This window comes from Chryseobacterium sp. GW823-FHT05E08 (genome assembly GCF_058795655.1).
Genome location: NZ_JBXAHY010000004.1, coordinates 103,313 through 119,810 on the forward strand (window position 1 = coordinate 103,313; position 16,498 = coordinate 119,810).

18 protein-coding genes are annotated in these 16,498 nt (G+C 32.2%); 6 read left to right on the plus strand and 12 right to left on the minus strand.

What is annotated here, in order from left to right:
* Window positions 1–37: 37 nt before the first annotated feature.
* From AC1Q7L_RS14620 to tilS, 9 genes are all read right to left on the minus strand, one after another.
* On the minus strand, window positions 38–862 hold the full coding sequence (locus AC1Q7L_RS14620; protein ID WP_492306952.1) for a hypothetical protein: 825 nt from the start codon (window positions 860–862) through the stop codon (window positions 38–40).
* Between the two features lie 9 nt (window positions 863–871).
* Entirely contained in the window at window positions 872–1,654 is a 783-nt protein-coding gene (locus AC1Q7L_RS14625; protein ID WP_492306951.1) for an alpha/beta fold hydrolase, read from the minus strand.
* A gap of 11 nt (window positions 1,655–1,665) precedes the next feature.
* Window positions 1,666–2,187 (minus strand): hypothetical protein, encoded by a 522-nt coding sequence (locus AC1Q7L_RS14630; protein WP_492306950.1) that lies wholly within the window; start codon window positions 2,185–2,187, stop codon window positions 1,666–1,668.
* 64 nt (window positions 2,188–2,251) lie between these two features.
* The gene (locus AC1Q7L_RS14635; protein ID WP_492306949.1) at window positions 2,252–2,776 is read right to left on the minus strand and encodes a biopolymer transporter ExbD; all 525 of its coding nucleotides are present in this window, start codon (window positions 2,774–2,776) and stop codon (window positions 2,252–2,254) included.
* Window positions 2,777–3,036: 260 nt separating this feature from the next.
* The gene (locus AC1Q7L_RS14640) at window positions 3,037–5,106 is read right to left on the minus strand and encodes a protein-disulfide reductase DsbD family protein (RefSeq protein WP_492306948.1); all 2,070 of its coding nucleotides are present in this window, start codon (window positions 5,104–5,106) and stop codon (window positions 3,037–3,039) included.
* A 312-nt stretch (window positions 5,107–5,418) separates the two neighbouring features.
* Window positions 5,419–6,336 (minus strand): hypothetical protein, encoded by a 918-nt coding sequence (locus AC1Q7L_RS14645; RefSeq protein WP_492306947.1) that lies wholly within the window; start codon window positions 6,334–6,336, stop codon window positions 5,419–5,421.
* 16 nt (window positions 6,337–6,352) lie between these two features.
* Window positions 6,353–7,312 (minus strand): redoxin domain-containing protein, encoded by a 960-nt coding sequence (locus tag AC1Q7L_RS14650; protein ID WP_492306946.1) that lies wholly within the window; start codon window positions 7,310–7,312, stop codon window positions 6,353–6,355.
* Window positions 7,313–7,399: 87 nt separating this feature from the next.
* A complete protein-coding gene (locus AC1Q7L_RS14655) occupies window positions 7,400–7,954 on the minus strand; it encodes an RNA polymerase sigma factor (protein WP_492306945.1) in 555 nt (184 codons plus the stop codon).
* Window positions 7,927–9,237 carry a tRNA lysidine(34) synthetase TilS gene (tilS, locus tag AC1Q7L_RS14660; RefSeq protein ID WP_492306944.1) on the minus strand — a complete coding sequence of 437 codons (1,311 nt, stop codon included), beginning with the start codon at window positions 9,235–9,237 and terminating at the stop codon, window positions 7,927–7,929. The genes AC1Q7L_RS14655 and tilS overlap by 28 nt, the downstream gene beginning before the upstream one ends.
* A gap of 86 nt (window positions 9,238–9,323) precedes the next feature.
* On the opposite strand from tilS, the gene AC1Q7L_RS14665 reads away from it, so the two are divergent.
* The 6 genes from AC1Q7L_RS14665 to AC1Q7L_RS14690 all read left to right on the plus strand — a co-directional run bounded on the left by AC1Q7L_RS14665 (window position 9,324) and on the right by AC1Q7L_RS14690 (window position 14,071).
* A complete protein-coding gene (locus AC1Q7L_RS14665) occupies window positions 9,324–10,157 on the plus strand; it encodes an OmpA family protein (RefSeq protein ID WP_410693677.1) in 834 nt (277 codons plus the stop codon).
* Between the two features lie 395 nt (window positions 10,158–10,552).
* Complete coding sequence (locus tag AC1Q7L_RS14670) at window positions 10,553–11,200, plus strand: O-methyltransferase (RefSeq protein WP_410693676.1); 648 nt, start codon at window positions 10,553–10,555, stop codon at window positions 11,198–11,200.
* Between the two features lie 88 nt (window positions 11,201–11,288).
* Window positions 11,289–12,008 carry a C40 family peptidase gene (locus tag AC1Q7L_RS14675; protein ID WP_410693675.1) on the plus strand — a complete coding sequence of 240 codons (720 nt, stop codon included), beginning with the start codon at window positions 11,289–11,291 and terminating at the stop codon, window positions 12,006–12,008.
* 7 nt (window positions 12,009–12,015) lie between these two features.
* The gene (locus AC1Q7L_RS14680) at window positions 12,016–12,486 is read left to right on the plus strand and encodes a DUF1648 domain-containing protein (protein ID WP_492306943.1); all 471 of its coding nucleotides are present in this window, start codon (window positions 12,016–12,018) and stop codon (window positions 12,484–12,486) included.
* Window positions 12,483–12,821: a cupin domain-containing protein gene (locus AC1Q7L_RS14685; protein ID WP_492306942.1), complete on the plus strand. Its 339-nt coding sequence runs from the start codon at window positions 12,483–12,485 to the stop codon at window positions 12,819–12,821. The genes AC1Q7L_RS14680 and AC1Q7L_RS14685 overlap by 4 nt, the downstream gene beginning before the upstream one ends.
* A gap of 11 nt (window positions 12,822–12,832) precedes the next feature.
* Entirely contained in the window at window positions 12,833–14,071 is a 1,239-nt protein-coding gene (locus AC1Q7L_RS14690; protein WP_492306941.1) for a 3-deoxy-D-manno-octulosonic acid transferase, read from the plus strand.
* Here AC1Q7L_RS14690 and AC1Q7L_RS14695 read toward each other — a convergent pair.
* The 3 genes from AC1Q7L_RS14695 to AC1Q7L_RS14705 are packed head-to-tail and all read right to left on the minus strand — an operon-like array spanning window position 14,063 to window position 16,473.
* Window positions 14,063–14,689 (minus strand): deoxyuridine 5'-triphosphate nucleotidohydrolase, encoded by a 627-nt coding sequence (locus tag AC1Q7L_RS14695; RefSeq protein ID WP_492306940.1) that lies wholly within the window; start codon window positions 14,687–14,689, stop codon window positions 14,063–14,065. The two genes, AC1Q7L_RS14690 and AC1Q7L_RS14695, sit on opposite strands and share 9 nt — an antisense overlap.
* A complete protein-coding gene (locus AC1Q7L_RS14700) occupies window positions 14,689–15,447 on the minus strand; it encodes a glycosyltransferase family 2 protein (RefSeq protein WP_492306939.1) in 759 nt (252 codons plus the stop codon). Before AC1Q7L_RS14700 ends, AC1Q7L_RS14695 begins: the two co-directional genes overlap by 1 nt.
* 48 nt (window positions 15,448–15,495) lie before the next feature.
* Complete coding sequence (locus AC1Q7L_RS14705; protein WP_492329387.1) at window positions 15,496–16,473, minus strand: acyltransferase family protein; 978 nt, start codon at window positions 16,471–16,473, stop codon at window positions 15,496–15,498.
* Window positions 16,474–16,498: the final 25 nt, after the last annotated feature.

The window sequence follows — 16,498 nt, forward strand, 5'->3', positions numbered from 1 at the left end:
TCTTTACTAATATACGGGAATTTTTGGTAAAAGAATATTAAGGTTCATCGCAATCGGAATCAATTTTTATGAAAAGATCTTCAAATTGTTTGTTCATTTTTTCATCATGCGGAATACTGTTGATATTACCATTCGTGCAGTTTCCCCAACCAAAAGTTATTAGATCAATGATGGCGTAATCTTTTTTATCAGCAGAATTCAGATGTTCTTCAAATTCGTTTAAAATTCTTTGTGGGTCACCATTTTTTTTGCTCATATTTTCACGAAGTTTTCTCCATTCTTCAATCATTTGAGCGTCATTTGAATTTAAAGCTTTTATAAAATTCTCGCAACCTTTTGAAAGTTTAGCATTCAACAAAACGGAAGGATCGGAAAAAGCCTGAATTTCAGTTTTTCGAAACTCATATTCCTCCATCAATTCTTGAATTCTACTCTTTTTCACATTTTCCCAATAAGGAACCTTTACTATTTTTAAATTTTCTAAAGTTTTCTTTTTTTCAAGAAAATCTTGATTAAGTTTAGATAAAATTTGATCTTTATCTTTTCTTACTTCATCAAGACCTTTTAGATTAAAAACAGAAGGTGTATTGAGTAATATTCCGCCCATTTGGAACCAAAGTGTGTGAGTTCCTTCAAGCTCTTCTTTGGTGTGTTTATTTTCGTCAAAATATCCTTTATTTTCACATAATTCGGTTTGGAAATTAAAAATTCCCGGCTTGCTTTGTTCAGTTTTTAAAGTGTCTTTCGATGTGTTTTCCGTAACGGCGACCGAATCTTTTAGATTGTTCTTGTCTAAAGATTGCGTCTCTTTTTTACAACTGAAAAATGAAAGAAAGACGATTGAAAGGATGAAAATTCTCATAAATAATTTTTAGAAAACTAAATTTTTCGGCATATTGTGAAGAAGTTCTGTATTGATGATTTCAGCACAGATTATTGGTTTTTCCCAATGCCCGTTGTGCCCGCAATCAAGAACGTAAGATTTGATATTGGTTCTGTCTGGGAGGTTTTTAATGGTTTTATCGGTTTTTACGGCGTTGTCGTGTTTTCCTGCTATTACTAAAATTTTGGCTTCAAGATTTTCTAAGACATGCTTTTTTTCGGTTCTTTCAACCATACCTTTTACACAGGCTAAAGCTCCTAAATTGTTTGTTGAAAGGGCAACTCTTAAAGCTGTTTCAATTTTTCCTTCCAGAATATCTCTTTCGTTTGGATTAAATAAATTAGGAATTCCGGCTCTTGCATAATGCGAAAAAGCGTCTTTGATAATTCTGTAGCTTTTTATGCGTTGCTCTTTCTTTTCTTCATCATCAGGAAAATAGGTTGAAAAAAATAAGGTTAAACTTTTCAGTGTTTCAGGATATTTTTCAGCAAAAGCCAGTGAAATATAACCTCCCATTGAATGTCCTAATAAGTGAACTTTTTCTAATTTCTGATCATCTAAAACTTTTTTCACTTCATCAGCCATTAAATCAATGGTGTGAATTTCTCCATAAATTTCAGATTTTCCGTGGCCGGGAAGATCAATTTTTAATAATGAAAAATTTTCAGACAAATGAGGTTCCATATCGCTCCAAATAGAACTGTTTTCCATGAAGCCATGAAGTAATACCAATGTCTCTTTTCTGTTTCCTTTTTTCTCGAAGTGCAGCATGATTTCAAATATTAAAAGTGAATATCGATATAATCTACAAATCCCGAACCGTTTACCATATCCTGAAGTCTCCAGGTTTTTCCTCCGTCTTTGGACATGAATGTTTTTGTCCCTTTTCTGGTGTAAGGTTTTCCGTTGTTGTCTGATGAAATACTTTGAGTGATTTCTCCTGTAAAATTCAGATGTTTAGGAGAAACTACAACGGCAGATCCTTTAATGGTTACGAAATTTTCGCCGGATTTTATACTTCCTGAAACATCATAATCATCCCTGCCCATTTTTTTGAAGTTTACAGAACCTGTTTTTGTTGAAGAGTTCTGACTTTGATAAGTGAATTTATGATCCCCGCTAAAATCTTTGAAATTATTTTCGCTGTTTTTAGCTTTAATGCTGTCATTTATTTTTGTTCGGGCAGCATTAATAGAATCAACGATTTTTGTGCTGTCTGACTGATTTGGAGTAGATTGTGTGTCTTTTTTTGAACATGAAACAACTAAGGTTGTGATAGCAATTGCGGTTATTAGGTTTTTCATCAATATTTAAAATTATAGTCTCAAAATTAAATAAAAAAGAGCATTTTAAAAATGCCCTTTCGTATTATTTTGTTAATTCCTCGTAAACTTTCTTTTCCCAAGGTTTTATGTCTGTAATTCCGTATCGTTCTTTTTTAGAAATTGCGATGTTATCTAAAACGTCTACGAAATTTTTGTAGTTCGCTTCATCTGTAGGTTTTACAATTACTGTGAAATTTTCCGGTTTTGGAGCATTTTTGTAAGCTTCAGAAATGATCTTTGAAATTTTCACTCCGCTGAAATCTGTTTCTTTTAAATTGTTTGTATTAAGCTCTTTCTCATTACTTTGGTGATAAAAAACTCTGTTATCTTTTCCAAGAACAAACGTAATTTGATTTTTATCGTCAATTACTTTGTCATTAATTGTTTTCGGATTCGGATCTTTCGCAGGCAATCCCAGATCCATCACATTGGGTTTTGTAAAGTTGGTGGTAAACATGAAAAAGGTAATTAATAAAAATCCTAAATCTACCATTGGAGTCATGTCAACTCTGATCAATTTTTTCTTTTGCTTGCCTCCTTGTTTCTCTTGTGCAATTACTTCAGCCATAATTAATATTTTTTAATGTTAAACAGTTTGTGATAAAGAGTGAATAATTGTTCTTTATTTGAAAGATTCAATACAAAGTTTATACCTAAAATTAGGAAATGTTATAAATTTTCTAAAATCAATTATTATTTAACATTAAAAAACCTCATGAGTTTTTAATTTCATAAGGTTTTAGGATATTTTAAGTGATTGTGTTTGATTGTTTAAAATGAAAAAACTCACACTTTTCAGTATGAGTTTTAAATAATATTTTGAATTTTTTATTTATTCTTTTTGTAATAATTAACACCGCACTCTAAGAATTTTTTGAAATCTTCTTTCGGCATATACCCTGAAACTGGAGAATTAATAACTTTTCCGTCCGGAGTTATCAGAACGTAATGTGGCTGAGAATTATTATTAAAATTCACTTGTTGGAACAAGCTCCATCTGTCACCAATCGTTTTTACTTTCTTAACCTGTCCTTCACCCAGATCAATTTTAGTTTTTTGATCTTCAGGAAGTTCTTCTTTATCATCAACATATAATGAAGCAAGAACGATGTCATTTTGAAGAATCGGTAAAATATCCGGTTCGCTCCAAACGAATTCTTCCATTTTTCTACAGTTTTCGCAACCGTAACCAGTGAAGTCAATTAGAACAGGTTTGTCTTCTTTTTTGGCTAATTCAATAGCTTTGAAGAAATCATGTTCAGGATGCATTCCTAGAATTCCGTCTTTTTCGTCGTGGAAATAACTTACGTTCAACGGAGGTAAAATTCCGCTTAGTAATTGCAGTTTAGGACGTTCTGATGGCATCAATCCCTGAATCATATAAACAACAAAACCAATTCCTAATACTCCTAAAACTTTTCGAGCAATAGAAATTTTCGGTTTTTTATCATCGTGTGGAAATCTTATTAATCCGAATAAATATAATGTTAAACCAATTCCGATAACGATCCAGATCACGATGAAAAGTTCTCTTTTTAATAAGAAAGTTTTAGAAACTAAATCTGCTTTTGATAAGAATTTCAATGCTAAAGCTAGCTCTATAAATCCTAAAACAACTTTCACTGTATTCATCCATCCTCCCGATTTTGGAAGACTTTGTAATGCTTGTGGGAATAAAGCCAGCAATCCGAAAATAATTGCCCAAGCTAAACCAAACCCTGTTAAAGCCAAAGTTAAAAGCGTTGGAATATGTGATGAACCCGATAAAGATCCTCCTAATAAACTTCCTAAAATAGGGCCTGTACAAGAGAAAGATACGATTACCAAAGTCAAAGCCATGAAGAAAATACCGATGATTCCACCCGCTTCTTCTGCTTTTGAAGATTTGTTTGCGATTGAACTTGGTAACGAAATATCATAATATCCGAAGAAACTTCCTGCGAAGAAAATAAATACGATAAAGAATACGATATTCAGCCAAATGCTTGTTGAGATTTCGTTGAAAACATTTCCTGCAATTCCATCAATTAAATGGAAAGGAACGCTCAATAAAACAAAGATTAGAAGAATGAAAAATCCGTAGATCAATGCATCTCTTTTCCCTTTTGCCTTATTTTTATTCCCTTTTGTAAAGAACGAAACCGTTAACGGAATCATTGGGAAAACACACGGTGTCAACAATGCAATCAGCCCTCCAATAAATCCTAGGAACAAATAAGTCCAATAATTTTCGCTGTCTTTAACGGCTGCTGTTCCGCAATCTGTCAAAGGTTTTTGGAAATCAATAGATTCTATTTTTAATTGTTTTGGATCTAATTTTGAAACTCCTGCAACTACCGCTGTTTCTGTTATTACAGGATTTTGTACTGCCGTTTCTACTGTTTTAACAGAATCTTTTGGAGTTTCTGCTTTTTCAGTGATAGCTTCTGCCGTTGCCCCTTTTGGTGTTATTTTTTGAGTGAATTCCAACGTATTTGGAGCCAGACAAACTCTGTCGTCACAAGTCTGATAAGTAATTTCTGCAACTACATCACCAGGTTTTGTTCCGTCTTTTAATTTAAATTTTTGCTTGAAACCTGCAGAATTGGAGTAGAAAATAATTTTCCCGCCAAAAGCTTCAGAAAATTCTTCATGTTTTTTACCAGTTTCGGTAAATTTTCCAATTAGTTCAATATTTTTTCCGGAAACTTTATATTCTGTCGGAATTCCCGTGTCTTCAGGAATGTCTTTAGAATAGATATGCCAACCGCTTTCCATTGTTGCATTCAACACGGCTTCATATTGGTTGTCTCCCAGTTCGTTAACCGTAAGTTTAAATTTTACAGGATTTTTGATTTGTGCATTAATTCCTGTCGCTAAAAACAACAGAATCAATAAAAACCAGTTTTTAAATTTCATTTTACTTTAATTAAAAATTTTGAGAATATTTTTTTGCTTTCTCATCCCTTGCATGTGACTGTCTTGTCTGGAAGAATAATTTTTTTTTCTTAAAAAACATTCCTTCCAGGCAATGCTCAAATTTTGCTTGGCTAAAATAGCTAATTTTTCGTCCCTAAAAAAACGAACAAACCGTCTTTTTTGTTTTAAAAAATCTATTGGCCAAAAGATATTTGGTATTGTTTTGCTTTAATTACCATAGAAGACAGATTTTTTTAGATTATAATTTTAGATAATAGCTATATTGATTTTCTCGATAATTTCAATAAGACGTTAAAATTTGAAGCTATATTCCAAATTAGCGATAAAACTTCTCGTTAATCCATCAGGTCTAATGTCCCGAACTAAAAATGGAACTCCCACGTTAAGTTGCAGGGCATTGGTTTCATTTAGTTTATAATCTAAAAATAGATTTCCATTCATTGTTAAACCTTCAGAGCCTTCAATTTGTTGTTGAGAGCCACTTGAATTCGTGAATTTATCCTTAGAAAGATGATAAATATTTAATAAACTAGGCGTTAATTGAAACTTATTGGTAATTTTTATTGGATAAGACGCTCTCAGTAAAACATCGCCGCTTCTTTTAAAATCTTTCGTGGTCTGAAAATCTCTCCAAACAGAATTTATAGGATAATTTTCTGCAATAAATTGATTTTTATTCTGTGTCAAAGGCTGTTGTAAAGCTGCAACTAACTGTAGTTTTTTAATCTGATACCCAATTCCAACAATAAGATCTAAAGTTCCCAAGCTGGATTGATAATCCATCGGCAAAGCACTTCCATTTTTAAATGTGTTCCCATTGGTCAGCGGAATTTTCGTGCCTAGAGTAAGCGTAAAGTTTTTATCTAAATGATAATTTGTGTTTAAATAAATATCAGATAATCCAAAAGCGCTTACATTATTTCCTGTTTGCAAAAGCGAAGTTGCTTTAGCGCTAATTCCAAATTTAGAATTAATTTGTCGGTTATATTCCAAATATTGACTGTAAGCAGAAACCGAATGATCTGCTTTTCCATAAGAAAATCCAACTTTTAATTGATTTTTCTGTACAGATATAGAATCATTCGTATTCTGAGGTTTTAAACTGTTGACCGTACAAAATCCTGCATCACTACAGCCTTGCGCATGTAAAAGTGCCGAGGGAAGAATCGCCAGAAACAGGTATAGACAGTATGAATAAGGATTTTTCATCTTGTGTTTTTTGATGTTATAATTGCTTCAAAATATTTTCTCCCGAAGCTCTTTCCTTATAATCAGGATTAAAATGTCTCCACGAGATCACTTTATTTTCATCAAGAATATAGGTTGCAGAAACAGGAAGTCTTCCTGAATTATCCGATCTACTTGTTGCAAAACCTTCTACTTTTGAGTTGTAAGCATCCAAGATTTTGCTGTCCGGAGTGTAGAGAACGTCAAAGGCTTCTGCAATTTTGTAGCCTTCATCATATAAAACGGTGTAATTTGTTTTTGTTTTTTCGAGAGTTTTTTCAATGAATTCTGGTTTTTCTGGAGAAATAATAACTAATCTTGCGTTTTTAGCTTTCAATTCTGGAGCTAGATTTTGTAATGATTCAATATATTTGTTGCAGTACGGGCACCATTGTCCGCGGATGAAAACCAAAACCAGTTTTTCTTTTTCATTTGATGACGAAAATGTCTTTCCTAAATGATCTTTTGCGGAAAAATCTGCAATTTTATCTCCAACCATTTTTCCTTTCACCATATCGAGTGTTTTAGGAGTCATGTTTGATGAAACTTTACTTAAAACTGAAGCTCCAACTGTCGAAAACTGCTCAGCATTATAATATCCAAAATCATATTGAACCAATTTTCCCGTTGCATCTAGAAATAAAAATGATGGAAAATTCACAATTTTAAACTCTTTTGCCAATGCTACACCTTCTTTCTCTGCATCTATCGCAAGGTTTACAAAATTTTTGTTGAATAATTCTCCAACTTTAGGATCGGTAAAAGTGTTTTTCTGCATCAATTTACACGGTCCGCACCAAGTTGTGTAGATGTCTATGAAAATAAGCTTGTTTTCTTTTTTTGCAATTTGTTTTGCCGCTTCAAGATCAATGCTTTGAAAATTGATCCCTTTCTTACTTTGTGCATTAGCGGAAATTCCGATCAATAAGCACAGACTTAATACAATTGTTTTAAACATAATATTGATATTTAATAGTAAGTTCCAAAAACAAAAAAAAATCACCCGACTTTTGGATAATTTTTTATAATTGACTGTATTTCAGTGCTAAAAATTATCGTTATTTTTTATTTTTCTAATTTGTTCAACACATTTATGCTTTTGATTTTGTGCATTATGTTTGCTGGAATATTGGTATTTGGTCTGAATTTCTTCAATACTTTTATTTTTCATAAAAATATCCTGAATTAAATTCTTGCAGTGCGAAGAAATAGAGTTAATGTAATCATGAAGTTTATCCAAATAATCTCGCTCATTTTCAATAGCGGAATTAATTTCTTCCTGATTGTTAGCATAATAATTTTCCGGAATCTCAGTTAGAAATTCTTTATTTCTGAGTTTTTTCAACCATAAATTCTTGGAAATTCCTGACACGTAATTGGCCAGACAAGTGTAGGCTTGGAAATTATCAGCATATAATTTCTCATATAAAATAATCAGCGCATCCTGAAAAATGTCTTCAGCATCTTCAAGATTTCCCCTGTTATTAAGAACGAATTTTTTAGTATAAACAAAGTATTTTTGATATAAAATGGCGAAAGCTACATTGCTGTTCTTTTTAAAATCTTCTATTGCTAGAGTATTTGTTGTTTTTCTGTCCATTTTATTTTCAATGTTTTTTGGGTGTGCTTATCGGCAGAAAATCTTCCGTCTTGTCGATAAGGTAATATTCCTAAAATCTGATCTTTAGAATCGCATAATAACCAAATGTTTTCCTTTTCGAAAATAGATAATTTTTCGTCTCGCAGAAATTTAGAAACTTTCTTTTTTCCTTTCATTCCGATCGGGAAAAATACATCACCCTCTTTCTTTTTTCTTAACTTTAAAGGAAAGCTTATTTTTTCCATATCTAAAAGCCATTCTAATGAAATCTTGAATTCTATACTTTCTGGTAGAATTATTTCTTGATTTTCATTGATATTTAAGATAATTTCTTCAGGCTTTTCATTCAGAATATCAGAATTCAGTTTTGAAAAAATCAATTCATTTCGATCGATTTTTAATTGATACTCTTTTGAGAAAAAAGAACTTCCGTTTTCAGCTTTAAAAATTTTCGAAATTTCTTCTTCTTGGTTAAAACCATACTTTTTTAAAATCTCAAACTTTACAAAATCACTTTCCTGATTCAGCCTCTCTTTGGATAAGATTTTATGATCTTTGTTAAATACCGAAAGCTTATTTTCTATTTCTTTAATTTGATTCTGAACAAAATCCTTACTTTGATTTAAATAGGAAGAACTTTTTTTGAAGTTTTCCAAGAAATGTTCGTTCGTTTCCAGAAGCTTGGGAACAATCTCGTTTCGGATTTTATTTCTTAAATAATCACTTTTTTTATTGGAAAGATCTTCACGGAATTCAACATTATTTTCTTTCGCAAATTCGTAAATTTCTTCTTTTGAAAATTGCAGAAGTGGACGAAGAATATTATTGTCATTAGAAGGAATTCCACTCAAACCATTAATTCCAGAAGCTTTTGATAAATTAATGATAAACGTTTCCAATTGGTCATTCAAATGATGAGCCGTTACTAAAAACTCAAGATTTTCTTCTTCTTGAATTTTTTTAAAGAAATTATAACGTAATTCTCTCGCCCAAAGCTGAATAGAATTTTCAGGTTTTTGATCTTTCTCAGAAACTTCATACAAGTGAAACGGAATATGATTTTTCTCACAAAAATCCTGAACTACTTTTTGATCGAGATCAGAATCTTCTCCACGAAGTTTATAGTTAATATGTGCAACCTGAAACTTAATCCCAGAAGTCAGAAACAAAGATGCTAAAACCATAGAATCGGCACCGCCACTCACTGCCAATAAATAGGAATGATTTTCAGGTGATTCAATGAGATTTTTTAATTGATTTTTAAAACTTAAATAGTCCAACATCTGTGTTGAGAATTTCTTTTATACAAAGATAAACCATTAATTAAAATGAATTTTCCTAAATTTGATTCGTCTAAAAAAGATTATTTATGAAGATTATTAAAATTCTAGCAGTTTCTGCGATGGCGTTGGGGATGACATCTTGTATCAGCAAAAAGCAATACGATGCTCTAAGTTCAAACTACAAGCAATGTATTGAAAACATTGGCGAAAGACAAAGAGAGATCCAGGATCTGAAGTCTCAAAATTCTGCATTATCAGGAGAGAATAATTTACTAAAAAGTCAGCATGATGCTTTAAAATCATCATTGGATGCTTGTTTGTCTAACACAGGTAAAAGTTCTGCAAATATTGATAAGTTAGTAGGAGAAATCAATGCTTCAAACTCTTACATCAAGCAGTTGATTTCTAATAATGCTAAAAATGACAGTTTAAATTTAGCTTTATCAAACAAACTGAAAAGATCTTTGGATAACGTAACAGACGATGATGTTCAGGTAAAAGTATTGAAAGGGGTGGTTATGATCTCACTTTCAGACAAAATGTTATATAAAGTTGGGGATTACAACGTATTACCTGCAGCTCAGGAAGTTTTAGGAAAGGTTGCTAAAGTGATTAATGATTACGATAAATATTCAGTATTGATTGAAGGTAACACAGATAATTCTCCTTTAAGCTCTCCAAACTTACCAAGAGACAACTGGGATCTTTCTGCTTTGAGAGGTACATCGGTTGCTAAAGTTTTACAGTCTCAATTCGGGGTTGATCCTGCAAGAATTACAGCAGGTGGGCGTTCTGAATACAATCCTAAAGCGACAAACATGAGCGTTTCTGGAAGAGGTGAAAACAGAAGAACGGAGATCATCATTATGCCTAAGCTTGATGAATTCATGAAGTTGATGGATATTACTCCTAAGAAGTAAGAATTTCAAATTCAACGATAAAAAATAACTCCCGGAGAAATTCGGGAGTTATTTTTTTAATCAAATTAATTCTTCTTTTTTCAATAACGAAATAATTCTTTGAAAAAACGAATTGGATATTTCAGGTTTAGTTTTTTTTAAGGAAGAATCCGCCCTGCCCGAAGGCATTGCGGTCTTCTGATTCTTAGTGTTAATTTGTTTTTCCCCTACATTCATTTTATTTTTTCTTAGTGTTTTTACCCGTCTTTGCAAAGGTAGAGGAATAGCCATTCGAAAACATCCGTATTTTTACGGTAATTTGCATGGGGTTTTCCCTGTTTTTCGGAGAATCTTTGTTTCAAAATTTATTCTTTTTCCTTATATTTAGTTAAATTTGACTCACAAAAATTGTAAGAATGAGCTTTTTTGAAGAAAAGAATGCTGAAATGGACAGATATCTGGAGACACACGCATCTTCCGAGCCTGAAATTCTGAAAAAACTGAGAAGAGAAACCTTCCAGAAAACGACACAGCCTCACATGATTTCGGGATATCAGCAAGGGAGACTTTTAACGATGATCTCTCAGATGATGCAGCCTAAAAATGTTCTCGAAATCGGAACTTTTACGGGATATGCTACTTTATGTTTGACTACAGGCCTGGCAAAAGACGGAAAAATAACAACTTTGGATGTAAATGAAGATCTTGCTTATTTACCCCGAAAATATTTTCAGGAAAGTGAATATTCTAATCAGATTAATTTTAAACTTCAGGACGCAAAAGAATTTTTAAGGGAAACTGATGAGGTTTTCGATCTTGTTTTTATTGATGCTGATAAAGAAAATTATGCTGAATATTTTAGATTAATTAAACCCAGAACAAAATCGGGTTCAGTGGTTTTGTTTGATAATGTTCTTTGGTACGGGAAAGTTTTGGAAGAAAATCCGAAGCAGAAATCAACCCAAGTTATCAAGGAATTAAATGATTTGATCGCAAAAGATGATGATTTTGAAAATCTTATTTTACCTTTGCGTGACGGAGTAAATTTCCTGAGAAGGAAATAATTAAAAGATTAAAGAATTCTGAGATTTAGAAATGAGAAAACGGATAATTTTCTTAATTCCTAAATTTCATAATCTCTAAATTTAAAAGATGGATAAAGGAATTTGTAATGTTACAGTAGCACCAGTGCGCGCAGAAAATTCTGACAAAGCAGAAATTGTTACGGAAATATTGTTTGGAGAAAGCGCAGATATTTTGGAAGTGAATAAAAACTGGACCAAGATAAAAATGCATTATGACGGCTATGAAGGATGGATGGATACCAAACAGATAAAACCTGTAACAGACGAAGATTTGGCCAATAGAAAAGTTACGGTGGTCACGGAAGATTTTTCTTCTGTGCTTACAAACGATGGCCGAACTTTACTTTCAATGGGCTCTGAAGTTGAGTTTCAGACCGTAGCTTCAAGAAGAAGTCATGATCTCCGTGAAAGTGTTGCTCTGACGGCAAAAGAATTCCTTAATGTGCCTTATTTATGGGGTGGCAAAAGCTTTTTTGCGGTAGATTGCTCCGGTTTTACACAATTAGTGTATAAAGTTCATAATATTAAACTGCCAAGAGATACCTATCAGCAGGCAGAAGTAGGAGAGGCGTTAACTTTTGTTGAAGAAAGTCAGCTTGGCGATCTTGCTTTTTTTGAAAATCCTGAGGGAAAAATTATTCATGTCGGGATCATGCTTGATAATCAAAAAATCATTCATGCTTCCGGAAAAGTGAGAATTGATACACTTGATTCTACAGGTATTTTCAATAAAGAACTGAATAAACATACGCATAAATTAAGAGTAATTAAAAGTATTCTTAAATAGATAAAACATGATAGAAGAAGTAATTTTTACAAGTTTTGATATTCTCAATTTTGTATTGATTGCTTTTTTGTGGTGGTTTACGGTAAAGAATTATAAAACGCTGCCAAAGAAAATTCCTGTTCATTTTGATGTTGAAGGGAAGGCTGATAATTTTGGAAATAAGGCTTTTACTTTTTTTACACCTGTTTTAGCTTTGATGTTTTACGTTTTGTTTATTTTTATATCTAAACATCCTGAAACTGCAAATTTTCCTGTAGAAATCACAGACACAAATAAAAATGTACAGTTTTTCATCATGAATTTTTTTCTGAGATGGCTGCTTATGTTGATCGTATTGATTTTTTTAAACAGTCAGGATTACACATTCAGATATTCGTCCGATGAAAAAGCTAAACCGAAAGTTCCGATGGCTACAGCTATTTTTTCTGTTATTGGAAGTTTAATTGCTGTTTTCATTTTTACATCGATATTCAAATGATACAATCAAAAGATAATTCCGAACATTATATTTGGGGAAACAACTGTGATAGTTGGGTGTTGAGAAACTCTCAAAACCTATCTGTTAAGCAAGAAAAAATGCCGGCGAATACTTCCGAGAAACTCCACTTTCATGAGAATGCCGAGCAATTTTTTTACATATTAAAAGGGGAAGCTGTATTCTATGTTAATAATGAAAAATTTTCGGTGAAATCGGGAGAAAGTATCTCCATTTTACCAAAATCAAAACATTATATTTCAAATGAATTTCAGGAAGATCTGGAATTTTTGGTGATTTCTAATCCAACAGCAAATAACGATAGAATTGAAATTTAAAAATAATTATGATGGCTTTTCTATATAACTTATTCATCAATCTTCTCATTTTCGGAATGAAGGTTTTCTCGTTGTTTAATGATAAAACTAAAAAAGGCGTTGAAGGAAGAAAACAATCGTTACATATCATCAAATCCAAGCTGTCACAATCAGATAAGGTAATCTGGATGCATGCTGCAAGCTTAGGCGAATATGAGCAGGGTTTGCCGGTTTTAGAAAAGCTGAAAGAACAGTTTCCGACACATAAAATTCTCGTGACTTTTTTCTCTCCATCAGGGTATGAAAATGTTATTAAAAAGAAACATATTGCTGATGTAATTTGCTATTTACCTTTCGATAAAAAATCTATGGTAAAAGAATTTGTTTCTCAATTTCAGGCTGAACTATTTTTTACGGTGAAATATGATTATTGGTATAATCTTTTGGCTGAATTAAAAGCTCAAGGTGCAAAAACTTATGTTATTTCTGCTTTATTCTATGAAAATCAATCTTTCTTTACATCGTATGGAAAGTGGTTTGTAAAGCAATTACAAAACAATATCGACTGGTTTTTTCATCAGACAGAAATGTCTTTCGCTCTTGCTAAAAGCGTGGGCTTAATTAACTCTTCAATTGCCGGAGATACAAGATTTGATCGCGTAAAACAATTGCGAGAAAGAGATAATCATGTAAAATTTATCAATGAATTTATTGATAACAAAAAAGCAATAGTTTTTGGGAGTTCTTGGAGGGTTGAAGAAATAATTTTATCTCAAATTTTTAGAGCGAATCCATATTGGAAATTTATTATTGCACCTCATGATCTGAAAAGGGTAGAATCTTTAAAAGATGGGTTTCCCGATGCCCTTTTATATAGCGAAATAAAAAATCCGGATGTTCCTGTTGCTGATTATCAGGTTTTAATTATAGATAGCATCGGTTTATTGTCAAAACTCTATTCTTACGCTGATATTGCGGTTGTAGGGGGAGGTTTTCATGATGCTGGGTTACATAATATTTTAGAAGCAGCAACTTTCGGTGTTCCTGTGATTTTTGGAAATCATTACAGAAAAAATCCTGAAGCAGATGATTTGATCAAAGCTAATGGTGGGAAATCTTTTGAAGAAGAAAATGTAGCGGCAGATTTCGTCTTATTTCTTATGAACAGTGATAATGAGGAAGTATTAAATGAAATGTCTGCAAATGCAAAAAAATTCGTTGATGAAAAACCTAATTCAACAGAAATTATTCTAAAGAAAATTCTATCTTAAAAATCCCTGACTTTTTATTTCTTTCATGATCTGATCCAAATTGTCGGGAATATTCTCACATTTCAGCCAATTAAGGTCTAAGCTATTATTGATACAAAGTTTTTGGAGATACGTATTACTGTTTATTTTTTTATGTAGATCAGCTAGAAGTTCATCGAATTCCATCCAGTAATCTTCATCTAATTTTTTTACTAAAATTAATGCTCTGAAAATTTTATTGATGATGTAAAGATATAGTTTGTAAACATTGTCAAACCTTTGTCTGCCAAGATCTTCGTTGTTTTCTAAAATTTCATTGATCAATAATATGTGAAGAGAAACTTCTCCGAATTTATCAGTGGTAATTTTAATATGTTCCGTTATTTCCGCACTTATTTTTCGGATAATGGTCTGGAAATATTTTTGATTTCCGATGTATTTTGAAGCCAAAAGAACTTTTTCCTTTACATTTTCTTCCATTGCATCTCGCTTATCGTCGGTAGTTTCCGTGTCGATTAATTCGAAATACAGTTTTTTAGATAAAAGTTTATCCTTTTTCAATAATCTGAAAATAAGACGGTCTTTTTCTACAGGAGAGAAATTGCTTAATGCGGCTTTAAATTCTTTTGAATACTCCATTAATTAAAGATTTTAGAATACTTTAAAAATCCGTTCAATGCCCAGTTTGCCGTGTAATACAACGATTTTACAGTAGAAAATCCCATGAAATCTTTATATACCAAATATTGATCTTTAATAATGTTTTGTTTCTTTCTGGAAACGCTGTTTTCGCGCATTCTGTATTTTGCCAACGTCTTTTTTACGGGATAACCTTTTGGGATTTCTTTTAATAAATTCAGCCACATTACATGATCTTCACGTTTGCTTTTTATTGGGAAGAAAAATTTTCCGACTCTTTTTGTATCGTAAATTGTGGAAACCGGAGCCAATCTGCAAGTTTTAAGTAAGTTTGAAAAAGTTACGATCTTATCAGCAAGAAAATCCTTTAAAATAGGCTCCATTGTATGCTCATCACACCTTGAATAGTTGCAGTAAACGAGTTCTACTTTATTTTCCTGCATATAATTGGTCATTGTTTCTAAGTATTCGGGATACCACAAATCATCAGAGTCTAGAAAGGCGATATATCTTCCTTGAGCCCTTTCAAGACTATTGTTTCGGGCATTTCCAGCACCACCATTTTTTTCTAAAGCTACCAGTTTTATTCTCGGATCATTGTATTTTCTGATGATTTCAACGGTGTTGTCTTTAGAAAGATCGTCCGTGATCAGCCATTCCCAGTTTTCATAGGTTTGGTTGAGGACAGATTGTATCGTTTCTTCTATAAATTCTGCAGAATTATAGCAGGGAGTGATGATGGAAACAAGGTCTTTCATTTGTGCAAATATAAATAGATTTAAAGTTTTGTGAGGGAATATTAATAATTATAAAAATCGTTTTTCATACAAATGCCACGAGCTTACGCCGACACCTACTACAACCAACATACAAATAAACGCCATGAAATAAGGATTATAATTCGCAAATAAACCTAAAGTAGCAAATACTCGGATGATAGGGAAGTGGAAGATGTAAATTCCATACGTGAAATCTCCATATTTTCCGAAGTTATTTAAAAACTTAAAAGAATAGGCAATGTATAGAACGATGATGCTTATCATAATGGGTGAGAATAATTTAATTTTAAAAATCAAATCAATCCAAACCGTTAGAATCGCGATGATGAAAAGGATATTTTTATGTTTAATGAATTTATCAAAATTAAAATAAACCAGCATTCCGCCAATGAAATAACATAATGCTCCAGGAATCTGTCTTGAAATTTCTACTTTTCCTATCATCTCAAAATAATTAAGATAGATCAATGAGAGAAAATAAAATACGATTAAACTGATGTTTCTATATTTATTATCCTTTCCAAAAAACAAAAAAAGAACCGGAACTAAAAAGTAAAAACACATTTCAATTTTTAAGGTCCAAAGTGCTCCGTTTACCGCTCCGTTCCCGAAAACTCCGGGAAGATTGGGCGCCATGAAATTCATAAATACAGAATTCCAAAGAAGATATTTAAGTGTTTGTGAACTGCTGAAATATTCCGAAAAAGAAAAAGTACTTACCAAACTTAATAATATAGTGCATAAAACGACAACCAATAAATAGGCCGGAACAATTCTGTTCAATCTCTTTTTGACGTATTTTTTTAAGGTACTTGTTCTTTCATAGCTTCGCGCGATCAAAAAACCACTGACGATAAAAAATGCGAAAACACCAACTTCTACAGGGCTGTGCTTTAGAAATTCAAGGGTAGGGGATGCACTTAGATAGCCTAAATGCCCAATGAAAACAATAAAAGCGAGGAGAACACGGATGAAGTCAAAATTATTTTTCGCGATGTCTTGCATTTGTTTTTTTTGCAAAAATAACTTT